Origin of the sequence: Chamaesiphon minutus PCC 6605 (assembly GCF_000317145.1) — a bacterium.
Lineage (GTDB): Bacteria > Cyanobacteriota > Cyanobacteriia > Cyanobacteriales > Chamaesiphonaceae > Chamaesiphon > Chamaesiphon minutus.
Map to the genome: position 1 here is coordinate 4,481,287 of NC_019697.1, position 19,067 is coordinate 4,500,353.

Here is a 19,067-nt window from a genome sequence, read left to right on the forward strand (position 1 = left end):
CTAGGGTCGAAACCCCGATCGCCTAGAATTAGCAAGCCTTCTAGGCGTCATACAGAGCTACACGAACCCCCCTAAATGTGATAAAATTGAACTAGCGAATTAGTACAATTATCAAGCTGGACGGAGCATTCCATGACTACTTCCCAAGAGCGAATCGTCCCTACAGATCTACGAATTGAGATGTCTCGCTCTTACCTGGAATACGCCATGAGCGTAATCGTAGGTCGAGCACTTCCCGATGCCAGAGACGGTCTCAAGCCAGTCCACCGCCGTATCCTGTATGCGATGCACGAATTGGGTTTGACAGCCGATCGCCCATTTAGAAAGTGCGCGCGGGTAGTCGGGGAAGTTTTAGGTAAATACCATCCCCACGGTGATACCGCAGTGTATGATGCCCTAGTGCGGATGGCTCAAGATTTTTCGATGCGCAATCCGTTAATTAACGGACACGGTAACTTCGGTTCGGTCGATAACGACCCGCCAGCGGCGATGCGGTATACCGAGTGTCGCTTGCAAGCTTTGACGATGGATGCCGTACTGCGGGACATTGAGGCGGAAACTGTTGACTTTGCCGATAACTTCGACGGTTCGCAACAGGAGCCAACCGTATTACCCGCAAGGATTCCGCAGTTATTACTCAACGGCTCGTCAGGGATTGCCGTTGGGATGGCGACGAATATTCCGCCGCATAATTTAGGCGAATTGATCGATGGAGTAGTGGCATTAATCGAAAATCCGGAGATTACGGATATGGAATTGATGCAATACATTCCTGGTCCGGATTTCCCTACTGGAGCGCAGATTTTAGGCACGACGCCGATTAAAGAAGCTTACGCGACTGGACGCGGCTCGATCGTCATGCGTGGGGTTGCCAATATTGAAACATTAGAATATAAAGGCCGACCCGATCGCGAAGCAATTATTATTACCGAATTACCCTTCCAGACGAATAAGGCAGCCTTAATCGAACGGATCGCCGAAATGGTCAACGACCATAAGTTAGAAGGGATCTCGGATATTCGGGATGAAAGCGATCGCGATGGGATGCGGATCGTGATCGAACTCAAGCGGGATGCTTATCCACGCGTAGTGCTCAACAATCTCTACAAGCAAACACCGATCCAAACCAACTTCGGTTGCAACATGTTGGCGTTGGTAAATGGCGAGCCTCAACTCCTGAGCCTCAAAAAATTCCTGACAGTTTTCCTCGACTTCCGCATCGAATCGATTACCCGTCGGACTCGCTACGAATTACGCAAAGCGGAAGAACGCGATCACCTGCTTGAAGGTTTATTAATCGCACTGGCTAACTTAGATGCGGTAATTCGCCTGATTCGCGGTGCTGCGGACTCAGCAACTGCCAAACAGGAGATGATCGAGCGGTTCCAACTATCGGAATTACAATCCGATGCGATCCTGCAAATGCAACTGCGGCGACTCACTGCTCTAGAAGCCGATAAAATTCATTTAGAGCACAACGAGCTAACGCTCAAAATTACTGACTTGCGCGATATTCTCGCCCGTCGGGAACGAATTTTGGCCATCATCCAAACCGAAATCGCCGAAATTAAAGCGACATTTGCTACTCCCCGCCGGACGCTGATCGAACATGGCGAAGGCGATCTTGAAGATACCGACTTAATTGCCAATGAAAAGTCGCTAATTCTGGTCACAGAGCAAGGTTATATCAAACGGATGCCTGTCAGCACCTTTGAAACCCAAAGTCGCGCTACACGCGGTAAAAAGGGCACAGGGATGAAAGAAGAAGATGCGATCGAGCATTTCCTGACCTGTTGCGACCACGATACGATCTTGCTATTTAGCGATCGCGGCGTAGTTTATACAGTCAAAGCCTACCAAATCCCCGTCTCATCGCGAACGGCGCGAGGGATTCCGATCGTCCAAATGTTGCCGATTCCCCGCGAGGAAAAGATCACCTCAGTGGTACCTGTGAGCGAATTCCTGGATGATGAATACCTAATCATGCTCACGCAGAAGGGATTCATTAAAAAGACCGCCTTGTCCGCATTTGCCAGTGTTCGTGCCAACGGCTTGATCGCGATTTCGTTAGAAGATGGCGACAGCTTGCGGTGGGTACGTCGCGCTAAAGAAACCGATAGCGCGATTATCGGTACTCGCAACGGGATGACCATCCATTTCCGTACCGATCGCGATCAGCTCCGACCCTTGGGACGAGCCACGCGTGGGGTCAAATCAATGTCGCTCAAGAAGGGTGACGAGTTAATTAGTATGGACATCTTACCCAGCCAAGTCATCGCTCAAATGGTGGCAGCGAGCGAAGATCCGGGTGTCGAGGATATCGACGATACTGTGGCTGAAGATGTCGTAGTTCCCGCAGGTGAAGGACCATGGATCTTGGTCGTGACGACTGGCGGACTCGGCAAACGCGTCCCAGTAACTCAATTCCGCCTCCAAAACCGTGCCGGGATGGGCGTCCTTGCGATCAAGTTCCGCAAAAAAGGCGACAGGTTAGCCGCTCTGCGCGTAGTCAATCCCGATGAAGAGATGATGATCGTCACTAATCGCGGTATTATCATCCGTCAAGCGATCGATGCCATCTCTTCCCAATCTCGGATGGCAACTGGGGTACGGGTACAGAAACTAGACGACGATGATGCCATCATGGCAGTCGCGATCGTGCCAGCCTCTAATGGTGAAGAGGAACTAGATGCCGATGCCGATGCCGATAATGATGTTGTCGAACTAGAGGAAGTTTAGACACTTGTGTAGATCGCGATCTTCAATATAATTGGGTATCAACTCTCGCAAAAATAGACGGTAGGGACAATTGATTAATTGCCCCTACCGTCTATTCTTGCGATCTATTTGTCAGTGGAACACCGATCTCAATTTATGCCTAAATACCCGACCCATCTAAAAATTGGCGAATGACTCGATCGTCCAAATGACAACTTGGAGGTAATTCTACATCTTCTGCTGAGGGAGTTTCGATGCCTTGAACGATCGCGTTGCAAGTTTGTTCGACTTGCATCTTTTGGACTTGCTGTTCTAAACTCTCAATTCGATCGACTAAAGCGCGGATGACTTCAGCCTCAGTATCCGGTAAACTACCGTGTTCCAATGGCCCCACGCGTTCGCCCGCTCGATATAATATTCTGCCTGGAATGCCGACTACCGTACAATCTGAAGGCACATCTCGAAGTACGACCGAACCTGCGCCAATTCTAACGTTACTACCGATTTGCAGGTTACCTAATACTTTAGCACCCGCGCCAACTACTACATTTTCGCCCAGTGTCGGGTGACGTTTGCCGCTTTCTTTCCCCGTACCACCTAACGTCACGCCTTGATAAATGAGAGCGTAATCGCCAATAATTGCCGTCTCACCGATTACTACACCCATGCCATGATCGATAAATACGCCTTTGCCGATCGTCGCGCCGGGGTGAATCTCAATCCCCGTAAAAAATCTGGCTAAATGCGAAATGAAGCGTGGAATAAAGGGCATCCCCACGACATACAGCAAATGGGCAAACCGATGTAAGGATAATGCTTGCAGCCCTGGATAGCAAAAGAGAACTTCTACCCAGTTACGTGCGGCAGGATCGCGATCGAAGATAATTCGGAAATCAGCAATTAGTTGTGAAAACACGGCAAGCGTTCCATTATCGCTATTAGTCTATTAGGTATTTTAGCTGTTATTTGTCCCTTGATGTCAGTGGGGTTTACCGGATCTAGGGGATAGGGGATAGGGGATAGTGAATGCAAGCGTCCTTTTGCTCTGGATTAACTATTACCCATTCTTATCACCCATCCACCCATCCACGCATCTATCCTTTAACAGCGACGGGGGTTGCGGCTAGAGCTTCTACCAAACTGCGAACGACGGCAATCGCGGCGATTTCATCGTTGAGCTTGTTGATGGCGGAACCGACGCCGATTCCGGCAGCACCAGCGGAAATTGCCAACGGTGCGGTTACATTGGATAAACCGGAGGCGCAGAGTACGGGAACCTCGACAGCGCGGGAGATTTCATAAGCTGCCGCTAGAGTAGGTGCTGCTTTTTCGATTAAACCAAGGGTACCTGCATGGCTGGGTGTACTGCCAGTGCCGCCTTCGGTTTGGATAATATCTGCACCTGCTGCTACTAGAGCTTGGGCTAACTCGACTTGTTTATCTAAAGTCAGGATGTGGGGAACGGTCACAGACAAAGTGATATGGGGCAGTAAGGCACGAGTAGCTTTAGTTAAGGCTAAAACTTCATCTGCTTCAAATCTGATGCCTTGGGCATAGAAACTATCGAAGTTACCGATTTCGATGAGATCGGCACCAGCTTCGACAGCAGCGACGAATAATTCCGGCTCGACAGCCGAAACGCAGATCGGGAGATTGGTGAGCTGACGTGCCATCCGCACGAGTTCGGGATCGGCAGCAATATCGATAAATGTTGCACCACCGAGATCTGCCGCTCTGACTACCATGGCAACTCGATCGCGATCGAAGTTATTCAATCCACTGATGACTTTGAGGACTCGATTACTAGCAAAGGCTGTTTGCAGGCTATTCAACATATTCATCACTTGGCGAAGGGACGTGAAAATCTTTATCTGAACCATTTTGACATCGATCGGGTGGAATCGATCGAACGCCGATACTAAAGTCAACAAGATGATGCTCGATACTAGTACTTTAGTATAAATGTAGTTACTATTTGGCGGGAAGCGGGGAGCGGCTTACTCCCCGCCAAAATAGTAACTAGATTAGGCCGTAGACTATTAGACTTTAGAGAGATTATGGCTAACTGATTTAGGTGTCATAATTAAAAGTAAAGACTCGTGCCGATCGATATGTCTTACCCTCAAGCTCCATGGCATCTATATGGTACTGCTCTACAATCTTTTCATACGATCGATGTGGAGAAAGCCAAGCAATTCGTACCGCTCGATTTCGATATCGTTTCTGTGTTACCAGGAAAAACGGTTGGTAGCCTTTATTTGTCTGTTTACGAACCGCATTCTACACTCCAGTATCACGAGTTAATTGTAGTCCCGGCTTTAGTGCGCTATCGTGGCAAAATTGGAGCTTGGATTTCGCATATATATGTCGATCATCCCCAATCTGTTGATGGTGGCAGAAATATTTGGGGACTGCCAAAACAAATGGCTGATTTTACTTGGGACGATCGACATGTGACGGTATCGCATGATAGTCAGATGCTATGTCAAGTCGATCGATCTTCGATCGAAGTACCACTTTCTTTGTGGCAGAAAATCAGAGTTAGCGCAGATGTCTTTGGCGGTTTAGAGCGTGATGTTTTAGCTTTTCAAGGAAACCTTTCAGCACAATTGAAATGGAGTCCATTTCGGCTAGATATTCCAGCAGCAAGTCTTTTGGCACCAATTGACTTAGGCGACCCTTTATTTACAGTTCAATTCGACGAACTGCATCTAAAAGCCAATCAGCCTGCGATCGTCGGTACCGCTCAATCGCTATTGAGTGAAGTAGTTTTGAATTAATAATCTACCATATCCAGCACAAGATCCCCGACTTCTCGTTCGCGTAGTGTCTCGTTGGCGTAGCCTCTCGAAGAGAAGAAAAGAAGTCGGGAATCTTTCTTCACTAACTAGAAAAGTGGTTTAATTACAATTTAGACTCCAAATGTCGATTACCACCAAAGAAATCTAACCAAGAGCTTACTATCAACCAATGGATAATTATTGGAATCCAAATCGAGCCAGTAGTTAGATATGCAATCGTGCAAACTAGCCCTAGCAATCCAGCTAATGTAAGAAATCTCCAGTTCATAAATGTTGGATTACCTAACTTATAAAAAGTTAGCGCGTTGAAGGGATGATAGAAGAGAAATAAAATTAGCGATATTAAAGACCAGATCCAAATATTTGGAACTGAAGCTGTCTCGATCGGGTGAGGAATTAATAACAACCTAAACAGCATCTCTTCTACCAATGCAGGCATAAAGAACAAGGACATCCACGATCGCATCTGCTGCCAAAGTCTGCTACCTAATTTAGGTGCGAAAGCATGGAAACTTAAAAAACCGGATTTAAATCCGATCGATAAAGCAATAGCTGCATAACTAATTAATAAACACAACCCCAACAACCATTCCGAGCTACTTGGTATCGTGATTAGTCCCGCCCATATTCTGACAACTAATGTAGCTAAAATTGGGATTTGCCCGAAGAGAATTGTTGGGGCAATAGGAATAATATCGAGATTGACACCACCCACCTGATAGGTATTTAAAAACCACATCGTCGCACTGCGACTATTAAAAATCTTAGCGATGCCATCCTGCGCGCCACGCGGTAACATCGTGCGCCAACTGACTAAGCCAGCCAGCGGATTGGTACTACTACTAAACCCTCTAGCTGAATCGATTCCTGCTAATTTGGCGGCGTTTTGTTGCCAATCTTGACGCACTATTCCCAAAGGTGCGAGGGTAGTTTCTAGCTCCGCACCTAAAGATTGCAACTCCCTGAATCTCAGAGTTTGCAGGTGCTGGGGATGAGCGGCGAGCCAGGATTGGATCTGCGGTTGTGTGCTGACTTGGCGATTTAATTGGCGAATGGTGATGTAGAGAGCTTGATTGGCATCTTGCACACAGGATGTAGCAGGGGTAACGCTAGCGTTTCCGGTACCATCGCCTGCACGATAGCGTGCTGCAAAAATATTTAATTGTCGTTGCAATTCTGTCAAGGGTGAGAGCTTAATCCCGCCAAAATCATAATCTGCGGTGACAGGGGGATAGCTAATTAGGAGATCCGAAACTGGGCGAGTTCCTAGCCAGCCGCGCTGGAGATGCCCCATATAAGTCGCCCAATCCTGTTTGCCAGCGATAATACCATTGGGATTGTGAGCATAGACCTGATTGTATTCGACGTTCCACTCCAATTCGCCTGTAAATGTCGATCGAGTCACATGTGCTATCCCATAAGCAAAATGTCCCGTGACAGTTTGCCACACCCCAGGAGTGTCACCAGTTTTGCCGCCAATCCCGCCGAATAAATGGATTAATAATGCGCGATCGCCTAATTGTTCGGTAGGATGTTCGGAGGATAAACCGCGAAATTTGACCTGAGAGAGTTTCCCTTTAGATTGAGAGATATTTTGCCAATGTTGAGAATTGAGATAGTCTAATTTGGCATTGGTGTCGGTAGTTTCCTGATGGGGTGTAAGCGTAAATAAAGCTCGGGGTTGAATGGCGGCAACGGTAAATAAATTCTGACGATCGCGATCGCCATAAATATACCACCCCTGACTGCCTGCGGGCGATCGCTCCAAATCGCGAATCGTACTGGGCAATAAACCCGATGGCTGTGCTGGCATCTGGGGAATCCGAATCGTCTCCATTTGCCCATTGAAGCTATGGGATTTTAGATTGTAATGTCGGACTCTAAAATACTCATTTTGGCACCCGGAATTGCCACTGCAAGCGGGCTGACGACTGTTATCGGTGCCGAGAATTTGCACCAATCCAGTGAGGGTACTTGCAATCTGGATCGGTTCGCGATCCATCGTCAATATCTGTGCTGTAGAGCCACTTTCGGCATTCAGATTCGCCCCATCGAGCCTGACTAAGACATCATCTTCTGCTCTAGCACCCGCCAAAGATTGCAGCGCGCCAACAACAAATCTGCCGTTGAGTCGCTGGGGATGTATATTCCCCTGCTGCTGGCTGGCAATCGTACCAGCGGTAAACTTAATATCGGTAGTAACTTGCCGCGCGTCGGCTGCAATCTTTGACTGTGGTTGCCATGTCAGGCGCAGGGTTTTACCAATCGTCTGGCGTGCTGTCTCAGGTGCATTTTTAATTTCCACCCATACCCAGTCGCCTGGAGCGGATGTTTTAATGTCTTCTTGACTGGGAAGTATCAATCGCCCGATCCACTCACCGTTGGGGCGATAATTAAGGTTGGGACTACTATCGCCGATCGATTCTGGCAGATTTAGAGTTGTGGCAATTGTTACGGGTGCGGGTAAATGAGGCGGTAAGATATTTGCCAAAATGGCGTTGTGACACCACCATCCCCAACAAATGCCAATGGCACAAGCTCCGATTAGCTGCCAAAATCTCGCCTTCTTCACGCCGATTTACCGAAATTTACGGATAGGGGATAAAGATCGCCACTTAGCTCTTAACTGAGTCTAGCAGTACATTCGAGAATCAGGCGTTGATTTTCGATCGCGTGGGGTTGAATCTCCAGTGCATTCCGAAATGCCCTAATGGCGGCTGAATAGTTACCCAAAGCCGCATGACACAAGCCCAAACCGTGGAGGGCACCAAAATGGACGGGATTGAGTTCGAGTACCCGCTCGCAATCGACGATCGCGCGATCGTAATTTTGAGTCATAAACTTGAGTACGGCGCGCCGATTCCAGGCTTCGGCAAAATCTGGCAGCGCATCTACCAAATCGTCTAAAATTGAAGTAGCAGCAGCGACATTACCTTCAGCTAGCAATCTTTCGCTTTCTTCGATCTGTTCGAGGGGAATTTTACCTTTTTGCCAGAACCAGATGCTCCAAAGTTGACGCGTAGCGCGTTCTCGAATATTTGGCTCGCTATTTTTTAAATCCAATAATAATTTATCAACTAAATTTTGATTCATAGCATCGTTGCGGCAAATTATTCAACTCTTAACATGGATATTAGCAGAGTCACATATATCTAAAAGCTCTACTGCTATTGTCAATTAAGACAACATAGTACCAGTTGTTGTCCTCCATGCCCTTTCAGTATAATAGAGATAAGCACGGCGATCCAATATTTCACAATCGTCTATCTTGTCTCTTTTCCACGGTCGGGTTTCCCGGCTAGAAAGAGCTAATGCCATTGTTGGTTTCTTCCGATCGGAACATACTATAATTTATCATCTACATGGCTACTTATCCAGGTATTTCGAGCGAAGCTTTCAAACATCCACTCGATCTGCAAGCCGAGCAAGCTCTGCGGAGCGTTCCCGGTTTTAATTTAGTGGCAAGCAAATTTGTTGAATTTCTGTACGAGCGGCCTCAACTAGTATACCTAATGGGTAATAGTATTAGAGTCGGCCCTCGGCAATATGCGACGATTTATGGCATGTTTCGGGAGTGCGTTCGCGATTTAGATATTTATCCAGAGCCAGCCTTATTTATCAGTCAAAATCCCCAAGTTAACAGCTATGCGATGGGACAAGAAAATCCATACATCGTCATCAATACTGGTTTGTTAGACTTGCTAGACGAGGATGAAATCAAAACTGTCATCGCTCACGAACTAGGGCATATTAAATGTGGGCATACCATCTTAATTCAAATGGCAATGTGGGTGATGAATGCAGCTTCCATCATCGGTGAGATGACATTTGGGCTGGGAAATATCGTCAGTAATGGGCTAATTGTTGCTTTTTATGAATGGCGGCGCAAAGCCGAATTATCATCCGATCGAGCGGCACTATTAGTGATGGAAAATCCGCGCACGGTCATGACGACGATGATGAAAATTGCGGGTGGTAGTAGTAAATTTGTCGATGAATGTAGTCTCGAAGAATTTATCAAACAATCTGAAAATTATCGCAATCTGGATGAAGATGGACTCAATCAAGTCTACAAAGCATTGATGTACGTTGGTGTCAATGGAATGCTCAGTCATCCCTTTCCCGTCGAACGCATTCATTATCTGCAAGAGTGGACGAATTCGAGCGAGTATCAAGATATTCGGCGTGGAAATTATCAACGAGTGAGTGTCGAAACTGCCAGCACCACCCCTACCACAACTGAAGCCGAACGCCTACAAAAAGAGATAGATAGACTACAACAAGAAATCGAAAGACAGAGAGATCGCGATCGGTAGTTGCGCTAGACTATAGATCTATTTGTGTATTGCAGTTATCGTCAATTTTAAGCTGACAAACTGTGATGAATAAAGAAATCTATCATGTCAGAAATTAATGATCTCTCAGACTGAATATCTCAAGGTATTGCGCCCGCTCCTCCCCGAAATAGCTTTCAAAAAAAATTCCAATAAACTATTTATTCTCGCCATCAATTTCCTAATATTAGGACTCGGTTGGGCGATCGCAAGATATTTAGATCGATGGTCGATCGGCTACTTATGGTTGTATTTACCATTAAGTATCATTATGGGTAATAGTATTGTAATCTGCTTGTTTGCCGCCCATGACTCGATGCATGGTAGTACTATCAAACAACCTGTCTTAAGATACATCATCAGTTTCTTGGCATTGGCTCTACTGTGGATGCCACCAACCCTGTGGAAATCCGTCCACAATCACAAACATCATACCGAAACTAATGCCATTGGCGATCCCGATCGCATGTATCTAGTCGGGCAAAATGATACGTGGGGAAAATGGATTCAAGATCTATTCGTGCCCTCTTCCGGCGTAAATTGGGCTTTCTTAATTTTAGGGATGGCAACATCATGGGTAGTGCATACTTTTCGCCACATTAGTTCGATTTTGCTATTCAATCGCGATGATGTCGATTATGTCCCCGCTCCCGTCGTAGTCAGTACGCAAAAACGCCGTAAGATCGCAATCGAATTAGTAGCAATTGCCCTGGTACATTTAAGTATTTTAGCCGTACTCAAGTTCGATATTGTTGCAATTATCTTAGCATACATATTGCCTTTGGCTCTTGGCTATGCAGGTGTAATGTTTTACATTTATACTAATCATTTCTTGTGCCCAATGACTGATGTTAACGATCCATTAGTTAATAGTGTATCGTTAAAAATGCCCAAGATTTTTGATTTATTGCACTTTAATTTCTCATATCACACAGAACATCATTTATTTCCAAGCATCAATTCTGATTACTATCCGTTGGTTCAACAATTATTGCAAACTTACTATCCAGAATCTTATAATCTCATTCCAGTTAGCGAAGCATGGCGATTATTGATGGTAACACCCAGACATTATCGGGATGAAGTCACATTAACAGATAAATTCGATCGCGAGTCGGTAATTTGTCCTTGTGCGGTTGGTGTTAAAAATTGACGTACTCCCCGAGTCGCCGCTAATGATGTAAATTCCGCTGTCTTGGCGCGCTTGCTTGGTGCAACACATGCGGAGGAGCGGCTCGCTCTCTTGTCTCTTTTCCATAATCGTGGAACCGACCGGAACGGCGCAGTATGGGCGGGTTTCCCGCTCATACAAATGCGACAATACAAAGAGACGCTCCCGACCATGGAAGCGAGACAACGACTAATTATGCGGAGAGTGGAGGAGCATATAACTTCGTCAAGACAAGACAAACCTCCGCCAGCCCTGCTCTTTCCAATAGAGGTCACTCAGGGTGAATTTATTGACACTAGCCAGTAAATAACTCACAGGCAATATATACAGATGTAAACTGCACCGATTCTAATAACTTCGCCCAGCCCCAATCATCGATTTGGGTACGACATTCCTGGTGCTGTTGTTGCAATATTTGTAAAGCTTCTGGCTGTGGATGTGTGTTTAGATCTGACGGTAGTGGGACTAACGCAGTTAGCATATCGATCGCAACTTGAGTTAAAATTTCAGCGATCGCATTAGCTCCAACTAAATCGCCACCTTTGACTAACTTATTCTTCTTGGCAACCACCTGACAAGCCTCTCTAATCGCCTGTGCTGCTGCTTGTTTCTTATCGACATCATTTAGAGCCAATTGAGGAAAATAACGCTCGATCGAGTCCCATTCTGGGCGGAGATTGCGAATTAATAACTCGACAGTATGTAAATAGATACCTAAGTCGATAATTAAATCGGTAGCTTTTGCCTGTCTGGCCAAAAATAGCCCACCTGCCAATACTAATTGCGGACAACTATAATTAAAAGCATCGCCAACATTTCCCCATTTTTGATATAAATCAGCCGTACTTAATTGTTGATAGTTAGGATTGACCTGTAGTGATAAACTTACCGGGAAATAACTAGCAATTAGATCGACATTTAGTGCGTCGGTAAGGAGTTGAGTACGTGTATAGTGATGTCTTTCGGCTATATTCACCTTCTGACTATTCAGCCGATCGAGAATTTTTTCGCCATAGGTATGCGGTTCGATACCGATACTCAGATCGGCCAAAGGTTTCTCTTCGATCGCGATCCGCCGATACAATTCCCCAAATCGATCGCCGCCCTGAGTCAAGGCAATCAATGGAATTGGATAGTTGTGTTTATCATCATCTGGCAGTGGAAATTCGTCACCCCACATTGTAAATAATAGCGGCGGACTCCAATATTCATTTTGTAATTCTCTAGCGATCGATTGAATTGCGACTGGACTCCAAGCAGATTCACTCACATGAGTACCCACATCTTGAATCTCCACATCCCAACAATAAGCTAACAACTCATCGGCGACGCCCAAGGGATAAGGTAATCCCGCCATCTGCCCGATATGAGTATTCACATCGATATATAAATCTCGCTTGGGGAGAGCTTTTTTCATCTCCCGATCTCGCTCGGCAATTCGATTGAGTAATTCCTTTCGTTCTTGTGATTTAAAAAACCACAACGGATATAATGAACCGATTGCTGTAGTAACAACTTGAACGTATCGATCGCTATCGAGGTAAATAATCCGCTGAATCAACGACTCCCGATCTAACCCCGTCATTTCTACTCGCGGTGGCGTAATTCCTACCCACAAATCTTTAATTTCTACCAGACTATTTTTACTACTAAAACTTTCCCACCCACCATTGAGCGCGACGAGTTGCAGTGCATAATTGCCCCACTGTTCCAGATAGCGATCGTACTTACTATCCTTCTTCCCCCGTCTAGCTTCAGGTTCCAGCGTTTTGTGACGATCGATCGCCAGATCCAATAACTTATTCAACCGCTGCAACAAGTTATTCGGCGCATCCAAACCATAAAAACTCCGACACTGATAAATAGAATTCAGCGGACTTTCACCTTTATCTACCGACTTTCCACAAAACCAAATTTCCCATGCCTTCTTACTCAAGCCAACCACTGGCTCGCGCTCTACTTCCCCCGTCGGCTTGGCAAATAAATTATCCAATTGCAAATCTGCCACCAACTGCTTGACAGGATAGCGATGCTCTTTGCCCTCCAGTTCTCTTAATTGTGCCAATACCACCATCCACCGCAGATGATCTGCCAGTAATTTGGGGACTTGCATTGACTGGCTTTTCTTGCTAGTAATCATGATGGAGGTGGGAGTTGGGAGCGAGGAGTTGGGAGCGGGGAGTTGGGATATATAATTGTCGATCGAAATAAAAGATCGTATCTAAAATTGGCAAAGCCTTAATATAGATGCTTATGAATGCTGACATACATGTGTTTGTCTACGGTACGCTCAAACCGGGCGAGGCTAATTTCGATCGCTATTGCCGCAATAAAGTCATTACCAGCCACCGCGCCTATATTAATGGAGACTTGTATCACCTACCCACTTGCGGCTATCCAGGAGCGACTCATGGCACCAACAAAGTACAAGGTTTCGTCCTCTCCTTTAATAACTCAGCAATCCTCATCGACTTAGACGAACTCGAAGACTACGATCCGCAACGACAGCCAGCAGAGAACGATTATACCCGCGAATTAGTCACAACACACACACCCGATCGAATTCTCCAAATCTCAGCCTGGGCATATTTTATGACCCCACAGCAAATTTACCAACTAAACGGCATCCTCATTCCCGACGGATGGTGGGAGGGTTAAGCGGGATAACCGCAAGAGCGATCGACCCACTCTAGCCGACAAGTCGATCGGTCGGGTACACTAGAAAAGGACTGCACCTGTATTAGGAGTAAATATGATTCAACGTCGTTCGCATTCCCATTTTGACTCGATCCAAATTGCCTATCGAGCCGAGGAACTGATTGGCGCAGCTTCTAATCGCTATAAAATTACCGTCCAAGTCGCAAATCGAGCCAAAAAGCGTCATCGCTATGAATCCGATAATATTGATGACCCCTCAATTAAACCCGTCATGCGCGCCATTATCGAGATGTCTGACGAACTAACTCAGCCAGAGATCCTGGGAGACTAGATCCATCATCTGGGCTAAAATTTTAGGGGCAGTTCATCAACTTGAATTGCCCCTTGTTTTTGCCTACTATTGGCTGACATCCAAATTACATGCAAAAAGTTCTTAAATCTGGTGCTGGATGGCGAATCGGTTGGCGTCCGCAAAGTGAATATCAAGGATTAGTCGGCGGCGACGACTGGGCATTTGAATTAACAGATCGAGAACTGGCAGATTTTTGTCGGCTATTAGGGCAATTAGTCGCCAACATGCGATCGATGCAAGCCGAATTAATGGATGAAGAAAATATTGCCTGCGAAGCCGAGAGCGATTTAGTTTGGATGCAAGTTGAAGGAGTGCCAAGCAAATATAGGCTGCGACTGATTTTGAATAACGGGCGTAGTTGTGAGGGCAATTGGACGGCTGACGCCGTTCCCGATCTGATTGCCGCAGTTGACAGTTTGAAGTTTTTTTGATAAAAATGCTACATCCACCTACCATCAGGAGCTAGATCGTGTCAGCAATAAATGGGGTGATGATGCAATACTTCCACTGGTATTTACCTCCAGATGGTAGCTTGTGGCAACAGTTAGGACGAGATGCGACAGAATTAGTCGCAGCCGGATTTACAGCTTTGTGGTTGCCACCCGCTTATAAAGGCAGCAACGGTGGTTTTGATGTCGGCTATGCTACTTACGATCTGTTCGATCTGGGTGAATTCGACCAAAAAGGCTCGATTAGGACTAAATATGGCACTAAGGCAGAATATTTAGCCGCGATCGATCGCGCTCAAACTGCTGGTATTCAAATCTATGGTGATGTTGTCTTCAATCATCGGTTGGGTGCTGATGCTGTCGAGGAATTTGATGCCACACCGCTCGACCATAATAATCGATATCTCGCCATCGATGCTGCTCAAAAAATTCAAGGTTGGACGCATTTTACCTTCCCCGGTCGCCAAGGCAAATATTCGACTATGGAATGGCATTGGTGGCATTTTGACGCGATCGATTATAACGTCTACAATCAGCAGCAAAAAGCAGTTTACCTAATTAAAGATAAAGCTTTCGATCGCTATGTCGATCTAGAAAAAGGTAACTTTGACTATCTCATGGGCTGCGATCTGGACATGGATCATCCCGAAGTAGTGGGCGAGCTAAAATATTGGGGTCAATGGTATTTAGATACAACCAAGCTCGATGGTTTTCGATTAGATGCTGTCAAACATATCGAACCTCGATTCTTTTATGATTGGATCGCGCATCTCAACAATTATGCCCAAAAAGATCTATTTACAGTTGGTGAATATTGGTCTTACGATCTCGATGCGCTGGAGTATTTTATCAACCAAACTCAAGGCAAAATTCACCTATTTGATGCGCCTCTACACAATAATTTTTTTGTTGCCAGTCGTCAGGGTAGAAACTACGATCTGCGCCGAATCTTCGATGAAACTCTCGTCCGCTCCCATCCGACACTCGCAGTTACCTTTGTCGAAAATCACGATTCGCAACCGCTGCAATCGCTCGAATCGGTCGTCGAAGGTTGGTTTAAACCACTCGCTTATGCTCTGATCTTACTGCGCGAAGCTGGCTATCCTTGCGTATTTTATAGCGACTATTACGGGTCGAGCTATCGCGATCGCGGTCGCGATGGCAATGAGTATGATATCGTACTGGCATCCCATCGCCCCATCCTCGATCGACTTCTGCACGCTCGTCGCGAATATGCTTATGGCATTCAGCTCGATTATTTCGACCATCCCAATACAGTAGGTTGGACGCGCTTGGGCAACCCGGAGCATCCGGCTAGTATGGCTGTCCTGCTGGGTAATGGCAAGCCAGGGTCAAAATGGATGAATGTCGGCAAACCAAATACGACCTATATCGATATGACAGAGTCAGTCGCGATTAAAATTCGGACTAATGCCGATGGCTGGGGGGAGTTTGTTTGCAATGGTGGTTCTGTCTCTGTTTGGATTCCAGCATCTATCTAACGTGAGTTTCTTCAATTGACTACTCATTACTCACTATCCACTATCCACTATCCCCACCCTAATACCGAACGATCGTAGACTAGATCTACAACCATCCCCAACAGCTTCGATCGTGTCCAACCATCCCGACTACCTCCAAAAAATCCTCACCGCTGCGGTCTATGATGTCGCGATCGAATCGCCACTAGATCGCGCCTCAATCCTCTCCAAACGCCTGAAAAATCAGATTTTGCTCAAACGCGAAGACATGCAGCCCGTCTTCTCCTTCAAGCTGCGGGGAGCCTATAACAAGATGGCCAAACTCAAGCCCGAATTACTAGCGAGAGGAGTAATTGCGGCTTCGGCGGGAAATCACGCACAAGGAGTCGCCTTAGGAGCCAAGCAACTGGGGACGACGGCAACGATTGTCATGCCCGTGACAACGCCGCAAATGAAGGTAAATGCCGTTGCCGCTAGAGGCGCAGAGGTGATTTTATGGGGGGACACTTATGATGATGCTTATGCCTATGCCTGTCATTTGGGTGAAGAACGCGGACTGACATTCATTCATCCTTTTGACGATCCTGACGTAATTGCAGGACAGGGGACGATCGGAATGGAGATTTTACGTCAGTACCAACAGCCGATCCATGCGATTTTTGTAGCCATCGGTGGCGGTGGTTTGATCTCAGGAATTGCGGCGTATGTGAAGCGGCTGTATCCAGAAACCAAGATTATTGGCGTCGAGCCAGTCGATGCGGATGCGATGAGTCGATCGCTTGCAGCCGGAGAGCGAGTTAAACTCGATCGAGTGGGCTTATTTGCCGATGGTGTGGCGGTTAAGGAAGTTGGCGTCGAAACTTTCCGCTTGTGTCAGCAATATGTAGATGAGGTCATGTTAGTCGATACCGATGATATCTGCGCGGCGATTAAAGATGTCTTCGAGGATACCCGCTCGATTTTAGAGCCTGCTGGCGCGCTGGCAATCGCGGCGGCTAAGGCTTATATCGAGCGCGAAGGGATTCGGGATAAAACGCTAGTAGCCGTGGCTTGTGGTGCGAATATGAACTTCGATCGGTTGCGATTTGTCGCCGAACGTGCCGAAGTCGGCGAACGCCGCGAAGCAATTTTGGCTGTGACTATTCCTGAAGAACGGGGCAGTTTTCGCCGCTTTTGTACCTGTTTGGGGACACACAATCTGACCGAATTTAATTATCGGATGGCAAATACCACCGAAGCCCATATTTTCGTCGGCGTCCAAGTCCAAGATCGCGCCGATACCGCCTCGATCGTGGCTAAACTGGTGGCTGAGGGTTTTAAAACCCTAGATCTAACCGACGATGAAATGACCAAACTCCACCTCCGGCATCTCGTCGGCGGACGCTCTCCTGTCGCTCAAGACGAACTCCTGTATCGATTTGAGTTTCCCGAACGCACTGGCGCACTGACTAAATTCCTCAATAGTATGAATCCCGACTGGAATATCAGTCTGTTCCACTATCGCAATCACGGTGCCGATTACGGACGGATTTTAATTGGGATCGAGGTACCACCGACAGATATGACAGCTTGGTACGAATTCCTCGATCGCACCCCATACCGCTACTGGGACGAACGCACTAATCCGGCTTATCAATTATTTTTGAGTTAGTTGGGAGTTGGGAGATAATTGAATTGTCAAAATAGCGCGCCATCAGTCAAATAAGTGACGTCCAAACTCAACCTACAAGATTGTCTGACACATCGGATCGAATCTTGCTAAGATTGGTTTTAGTCGGTAAAGTTACGGTAAATATACTCCCTAAATTCAGCTTGCTCTCTACTTGAATACTGCCCTGATGTGCCTCCACGATCGCGCGGGCAATTGCTAAACCCAACCCCGTGCCACCTGTATCGCGAGATCGATCGGCTTGGACTCGATAAAAGCGATCGAAAATATGTGACAAATCTTCTGGAGCAATGCCAATCCCATTATCTCGGACTGCGATAATCGCTTGACGATCTGCCGATTCCAACCGAATTGAGACCACACCCTGAGTAGGCGTATATTGAATGGCATTAGTAATTAAATTAGAAATTGCCCGATACAGTCTGTCACTATCGCCGATCGTATAAACTGGTTGAATAGCTAAAATTTCTAACCGTAGATCGATCGAATTTGCCATTGCCAATGGAGCCAATTCTTCTTCCAAATCGCTAACTAAATCATTCAGACAACAAGGTTGCTGGTAGAGGGGTAATTGCTTGGCTTCCAATCGCGATAGCCATAATAAATCCTCAGCCAGATAACTAAGATGGCGAACTTGTCGCTGGGCAATTTCTAAATTATTGCGAGTTTCCGACGCGACGATCTCGGCATCCAAAGCACTCTCTACCGCTATTCTCGTCACTGCTAGCGGCGTTCTTAGTTCGTGAGCGGCATCGACGGTAAACTGTTGAATCTGCTGGTAGGAATGATAGATTGGCCGCATCGCCAAACCAGACAACCACCAACTAGCTCCCCCGATTACTAACATTGCTAGTGGTGTCCCCAAAATTAAAATTAGATGCAGACTATGCATGTAGTCATCTAAGCGATGGAAAGATTGGGCAACTTGTAGATAACCCCAGTCGCGATTGTCGATCGTTTTGAGTAAGAGCGTATGAGTATAATAGCGTTCGCCGCGATCGTCAGTAATAGTTTTCCAATTCATGGTTGGAACATTGTTAATAAGCTTATGTTTATTTGGCCCTAAAGTTGCAATCGCTCGACCTTTTACATTCAACAATCTCAATGAGTATCCTTGCTCTTGGGTTAACTCAAAAATTCTGGAATCAGATTTAACCAACCCACATTCTTTGCCTATCAAACACAAACCAGGTAAAAACTTTGTTGCGGCTGGAGCGACTATTTCTGGTTGTTGCAAAACAGATTCTAAGGTATCGTGAACGGCTCCTGCTAAAGTATTTAATTCTCGATCGACTATTCGCGTGAAGGCTCGAATCATTACAAAATGAATTGCAGAGCCACATAACAATGTAATTACACCAATTACCAGCGCATAGGTAAGAGTTAGTTGAATGCGGGTACGATTGAACAGTCGATTCTGATGCATGTTTTCAG

Annotated in this window: 16 protein-coding genes; 9 read left to right on the top strand and 7 right to left on the bottom strand. The window is 46.3% G+C overall.

Annotation, left to right across the window (positions count from 1 at the left end):
- Nucleotides 1–132 precede the first annotated feature (132 nt).
- Nucleotides 133–2,739 (top strand): DNA gyrase subunit A, encoded by a 2,607-nt coding sequence (gene gyrA, locus CHA6605_RS20530; RefSeq protein ID WP_015161309.1) that lies wholly within the window; start codon nt 133–135, stop codon nt 2,737–2,739.
- Between the two features lie 139 nt (nt 2,740–2,878).
- On the opposite strand, the gene cysE is transcribed toward gyrA, so the two are convergent.
- Together cysE and CHA6605_RS20540 are read right to left on the bottom strand one after the other, a co-directional pair.
- Nucleotides 2,879–3,634 (bottom strand): serine O-acetyltransferase, encoded by a 756-nt coding sequence (gene cysE / locus CHA6605_RS20535; RefSeq protein ID WP_015161310.1) that lies wholly within the window; start codon nt 3,632–3,634, stop codon nt 2,879–2,881.
- Nucleotides 3,635–3,812: 178 nt separating this feature from the next.
- A complete protein-coding gene (locus CHA6605_RS20540) occupies nt 3,813–4,559 on the bottom strand; it encodes a DUF561 domain-containing protein (protein WP_015161311.1) in 747 nt (248 codons plus the stop codon).
- Between the two features lie 270 nt (nt 4,560–4,829).
- Between CHA6605_RS20540 and CHA6605_RS20545 the strand changes: the two genes are divergently transcribed.
- Entirely contained in the window at nt 4,830–5,498 is a 669-nt protein-coding gene (locus CHA6605_RS20545) for an acetoacetate decarboxylase family protein (protein WP_015161312.1), read from the top strand.
- Between the two features lie 124 nt (nt 5,499–5,622).
- Here the strand turns inward: CHA6605_RS20545 and CHA6605_RS20550 are convergent, their stop codons facing one another.
- Both CHA6605_RS20550 and CHA6605_RS20555 read right to left on the bottom strand, forming a co-directional pair.
- On the bottom strand, nt 5,623–8,091 hold the full coding sequence (locus CHA6605_RS20550) for a CPBP family glutamic-type intramembrane protease (protein ID WP_015161313.1): 2,469 nt from the start codon (nt 8,089–8,091) through the stop codon (nt 5,623–5,625).
- Nucleotides 8,092–8,141: 50 nt separating this feature from the next.
- Nucleotides 8,142–8,612, bottom strand: a complete 471-nt coding sequence (locus CHA6605_RS20555) for a tetratricopeptide repeat protein (protein ID WP_015161314.1) — start codon at nt 8,610–8,612, stop codon at nt 8,142–8,144.
- A gap of 269 nt (nt 8,613–8,881) precedes the next feature.
- Between CHA6605_RS20555 and CHA6605_RS20560 the strand changes: the two genes are divergently transcribed.
- Together CHA6605_RS20560 and CHA6605_RS20565 are read left to right on the top strand one after the other, a co-directional pair.
- Nucleotides 8,882–9,835, top strand: a complete 954-nt coding sequence (locus CHA6605_RS20560; RefSeq protein WP_015161315.1) for a M48 family metallopeptidase — start codon at nt 8,882–8,884, stop codon at nt 9,833–9,835.
- A 97-nt stretch (nt 9,836–9,932) separates the two neighbouring features.
- Complete coding sequence (locus CHA6605_RS20565; protein WP_015161316.1) at nt 9,933–11,006, top strand: fatty acid desaturase family protein; 1,074 nt, start codon at nt 9,933–9,935, stop codon at nt 11,004–11,006.
- Between the two features lie 313 nt (nt 11,007–11,319).
- Here the strand turns inward: CHA6605_RS20565 and CHA6605_RS20575 are convergent, their stop codons facing one another.
- Together CHA6605_RS20575 and CHA6605_RS35180 are read right to left on the bottom strand one after the other, a co-directional pair.
- On the bottom strand, nt 11,320–13,164 hold the full coding sequence (locus CHA6605_RS20575) for a hypothetical protein (protein ID WP_015161317.1): 1,845 nt from the start codon (nt 13,162–13,164) through the stop codon (nt 11,320–11,322).
- On the bottom strand, nt 13,154–13,291 hold the full coding sequence (locus tag CHA6605_RS35180; protein WP_198288381.1) for a hypothetical protein: 138 nt from the start codon (nt 13,289–13,291) through the stop codon (nt 13,154–13,156). Before CHA6605_RS35180 ends, CHA6605_RS20575 begins: the two co-directional genes overlap by 11 nt.
- Between CHA6605_RS35180 and CHA6605_RS20580 the strand changes: the two genes are divergently transcribed.
- From CHA6605_RS20580 to ilvA, 5 genes are all read left to right on the top strand, one after another.
- Nucleotides 13,278–13,682: a gamma-glutamylcyclotransferase family protein gene (locus CHA6605_RS20580; RefSeq protein ID WP_015161318.1), complete on the top strand. Its 405-nt coding sequence runs from the start codon at nt 13,278–13,280 to the stop codon at nt 13,680–13,682. The two genes, CHA6605_RS35180 and CHA6605_RS20580, sit on opposite strands and share 14 nt — an antisense overlap.
- Before the next feature lie 94 nt (nt 13,683–13,776).
- Entirely contained in the window at nt 13,777–14,013 is a 237-nt protein-coding gene (locus tag CHA6605_RS20585; protein ID WP_015161319.1) for a DNA-directed RNA polymerase subunit omega, read from the top strand.
- 89 nt (nt 14,014–14,102) lie between these two features.
- The gene (locus CHA6605_RS20590; RefSeq protein ID WP_015161320.1) at nt 14,103–14,465 is read left to right on the top strand and encodes a DUF1818 family protein; all 363 of its coding nucleotides are present in this window, start codon (nt 14,103–14,105) and stop codon (nt 14,463–14,465) included.
- Between the two features lie 38 nt (nt 14,466–14,503).
- Entirely contained in the window at nt 14,504–15,985 is a 1,482-nt protein-coding gene (locus CHA6605_RS20595; RefSeq protein ID WP_015161321.1) for an alpha-amylase, read from the top strand.
- A 112-nt stretch (nt 15,986–16,097) separates the two neighbouring features.
- A complete protein-coding gene (ilvA, locus tag CHA6605_RS20600) occupies nt 16,098–17,615 on the top strand; it encodes a threonine ammonia-lyase, biosynthetic (protein WP_015161322.1) in 1,518 nt (505 codons plus the stop codon).
- A 67-nt stretch (nt 17,616–17,682) separates the two neighbouring features.
- Here the strand turns inward: ilvA and rppB are convergent, their stop codons facing one another.
- Nucleotides 17,683–19,059 (bottom strand): two-component system sensor histidine kinase RppB, encoded by a 1,377-nt coding sequence (gene rppB, locus CHA6605_RS20605; protein ID WP_015161323.1) that lies wholly within the window; start codon nt 19,057–19,059, stop codon nt 17,683–17,685.
- Nucleotides 19,060–19,067: the final 8 nt, after the last annotated feature.

Bases quoted from the DNA above. Each gene is read 5' to 3' on its own strand.
- gyrA (WP_015161309.1), top strand. From the start codon at position 133: ATGACTACTTCCCAAGAGCGAATCGTCCCTACAGATCTACGAATTGAG.
- CHA6605_RS20540 (WP_015161311.1), bottom strand. From the start codon at position 4,559: ATGAATATGTTGAATAGCCTGCAAACAGCCTTTGCTAGTAATCGAGTC.
- CHA6605_RS20545 (WP_015161312.1), top strand. From the start codon at position 4,830: ATGTCTTACCCTCAAGCTCCATGGCATCTATATGGTACTGCTCTACAA.
- CHA6605_RS20555 (WP_015161314.1), bottom strand. From the start codon at position 8,612: ATGAATCAAAATTTAGTTGATAAATTATTATTGGATTTAAAAAATAGC.
- CHA6605_RS20560 (WP_015161315.1), top strand. From the start codon at position 8,882: ATGGCTACTTATCCAGGTATTTCGAGCGAAGCTTTCAAACATCCACTC.
- CHA6605_RS20565 (WP_015161316.1), top strand. From the start codon at position 9,933: ATGATCTCTCAGACTGAATATCTCAAGGTATTGCGCCCGCTCCTCCCC.
- CHA6605_RS20575 (WP_015161317.1), bottom strand. From the start codon at position 13,164: ATGATTACTAGCAAGAAAAGCCAGTCAATGCAAGTCCCCAAATTACTG.
- CHA6605_RS20580 (WP_015161318.1), top strand. From the start codon at position 13,278: ATGAATGCTGACATACATGTGTTTGTCTACGGTACGCTCAAACCGGGC.
- CHA6605_RS35180 (WP_198288381.1), bottom strand. From the start codon at position 13,291: ATGTCAGCATTCATAAGCATCTATATTAAGGCTTTGCCAATTTTAGAT.
- CHA6605_RS20585 (WP_015161319.1), top strand. From the start codon at position 13,777: ATGATTCAACGTCGTTCGCATTCCCATTTTGACTCGATCCAAATTGCC.
- CHA6605_RS20590 (WP_015161320.1), top strand. From the start codon at position 14,103: ATGCAAAAAGTTCTTAAATCTGGTGCTGGATGGCGAATCGGTTGGCGT.
- rppB (WP_015161323.1), bottom strand. From the start codon at position 19,059: ATGCATCAGAATCGACTGTTCAATCGTACCCGCATTCAACTAACTCTT.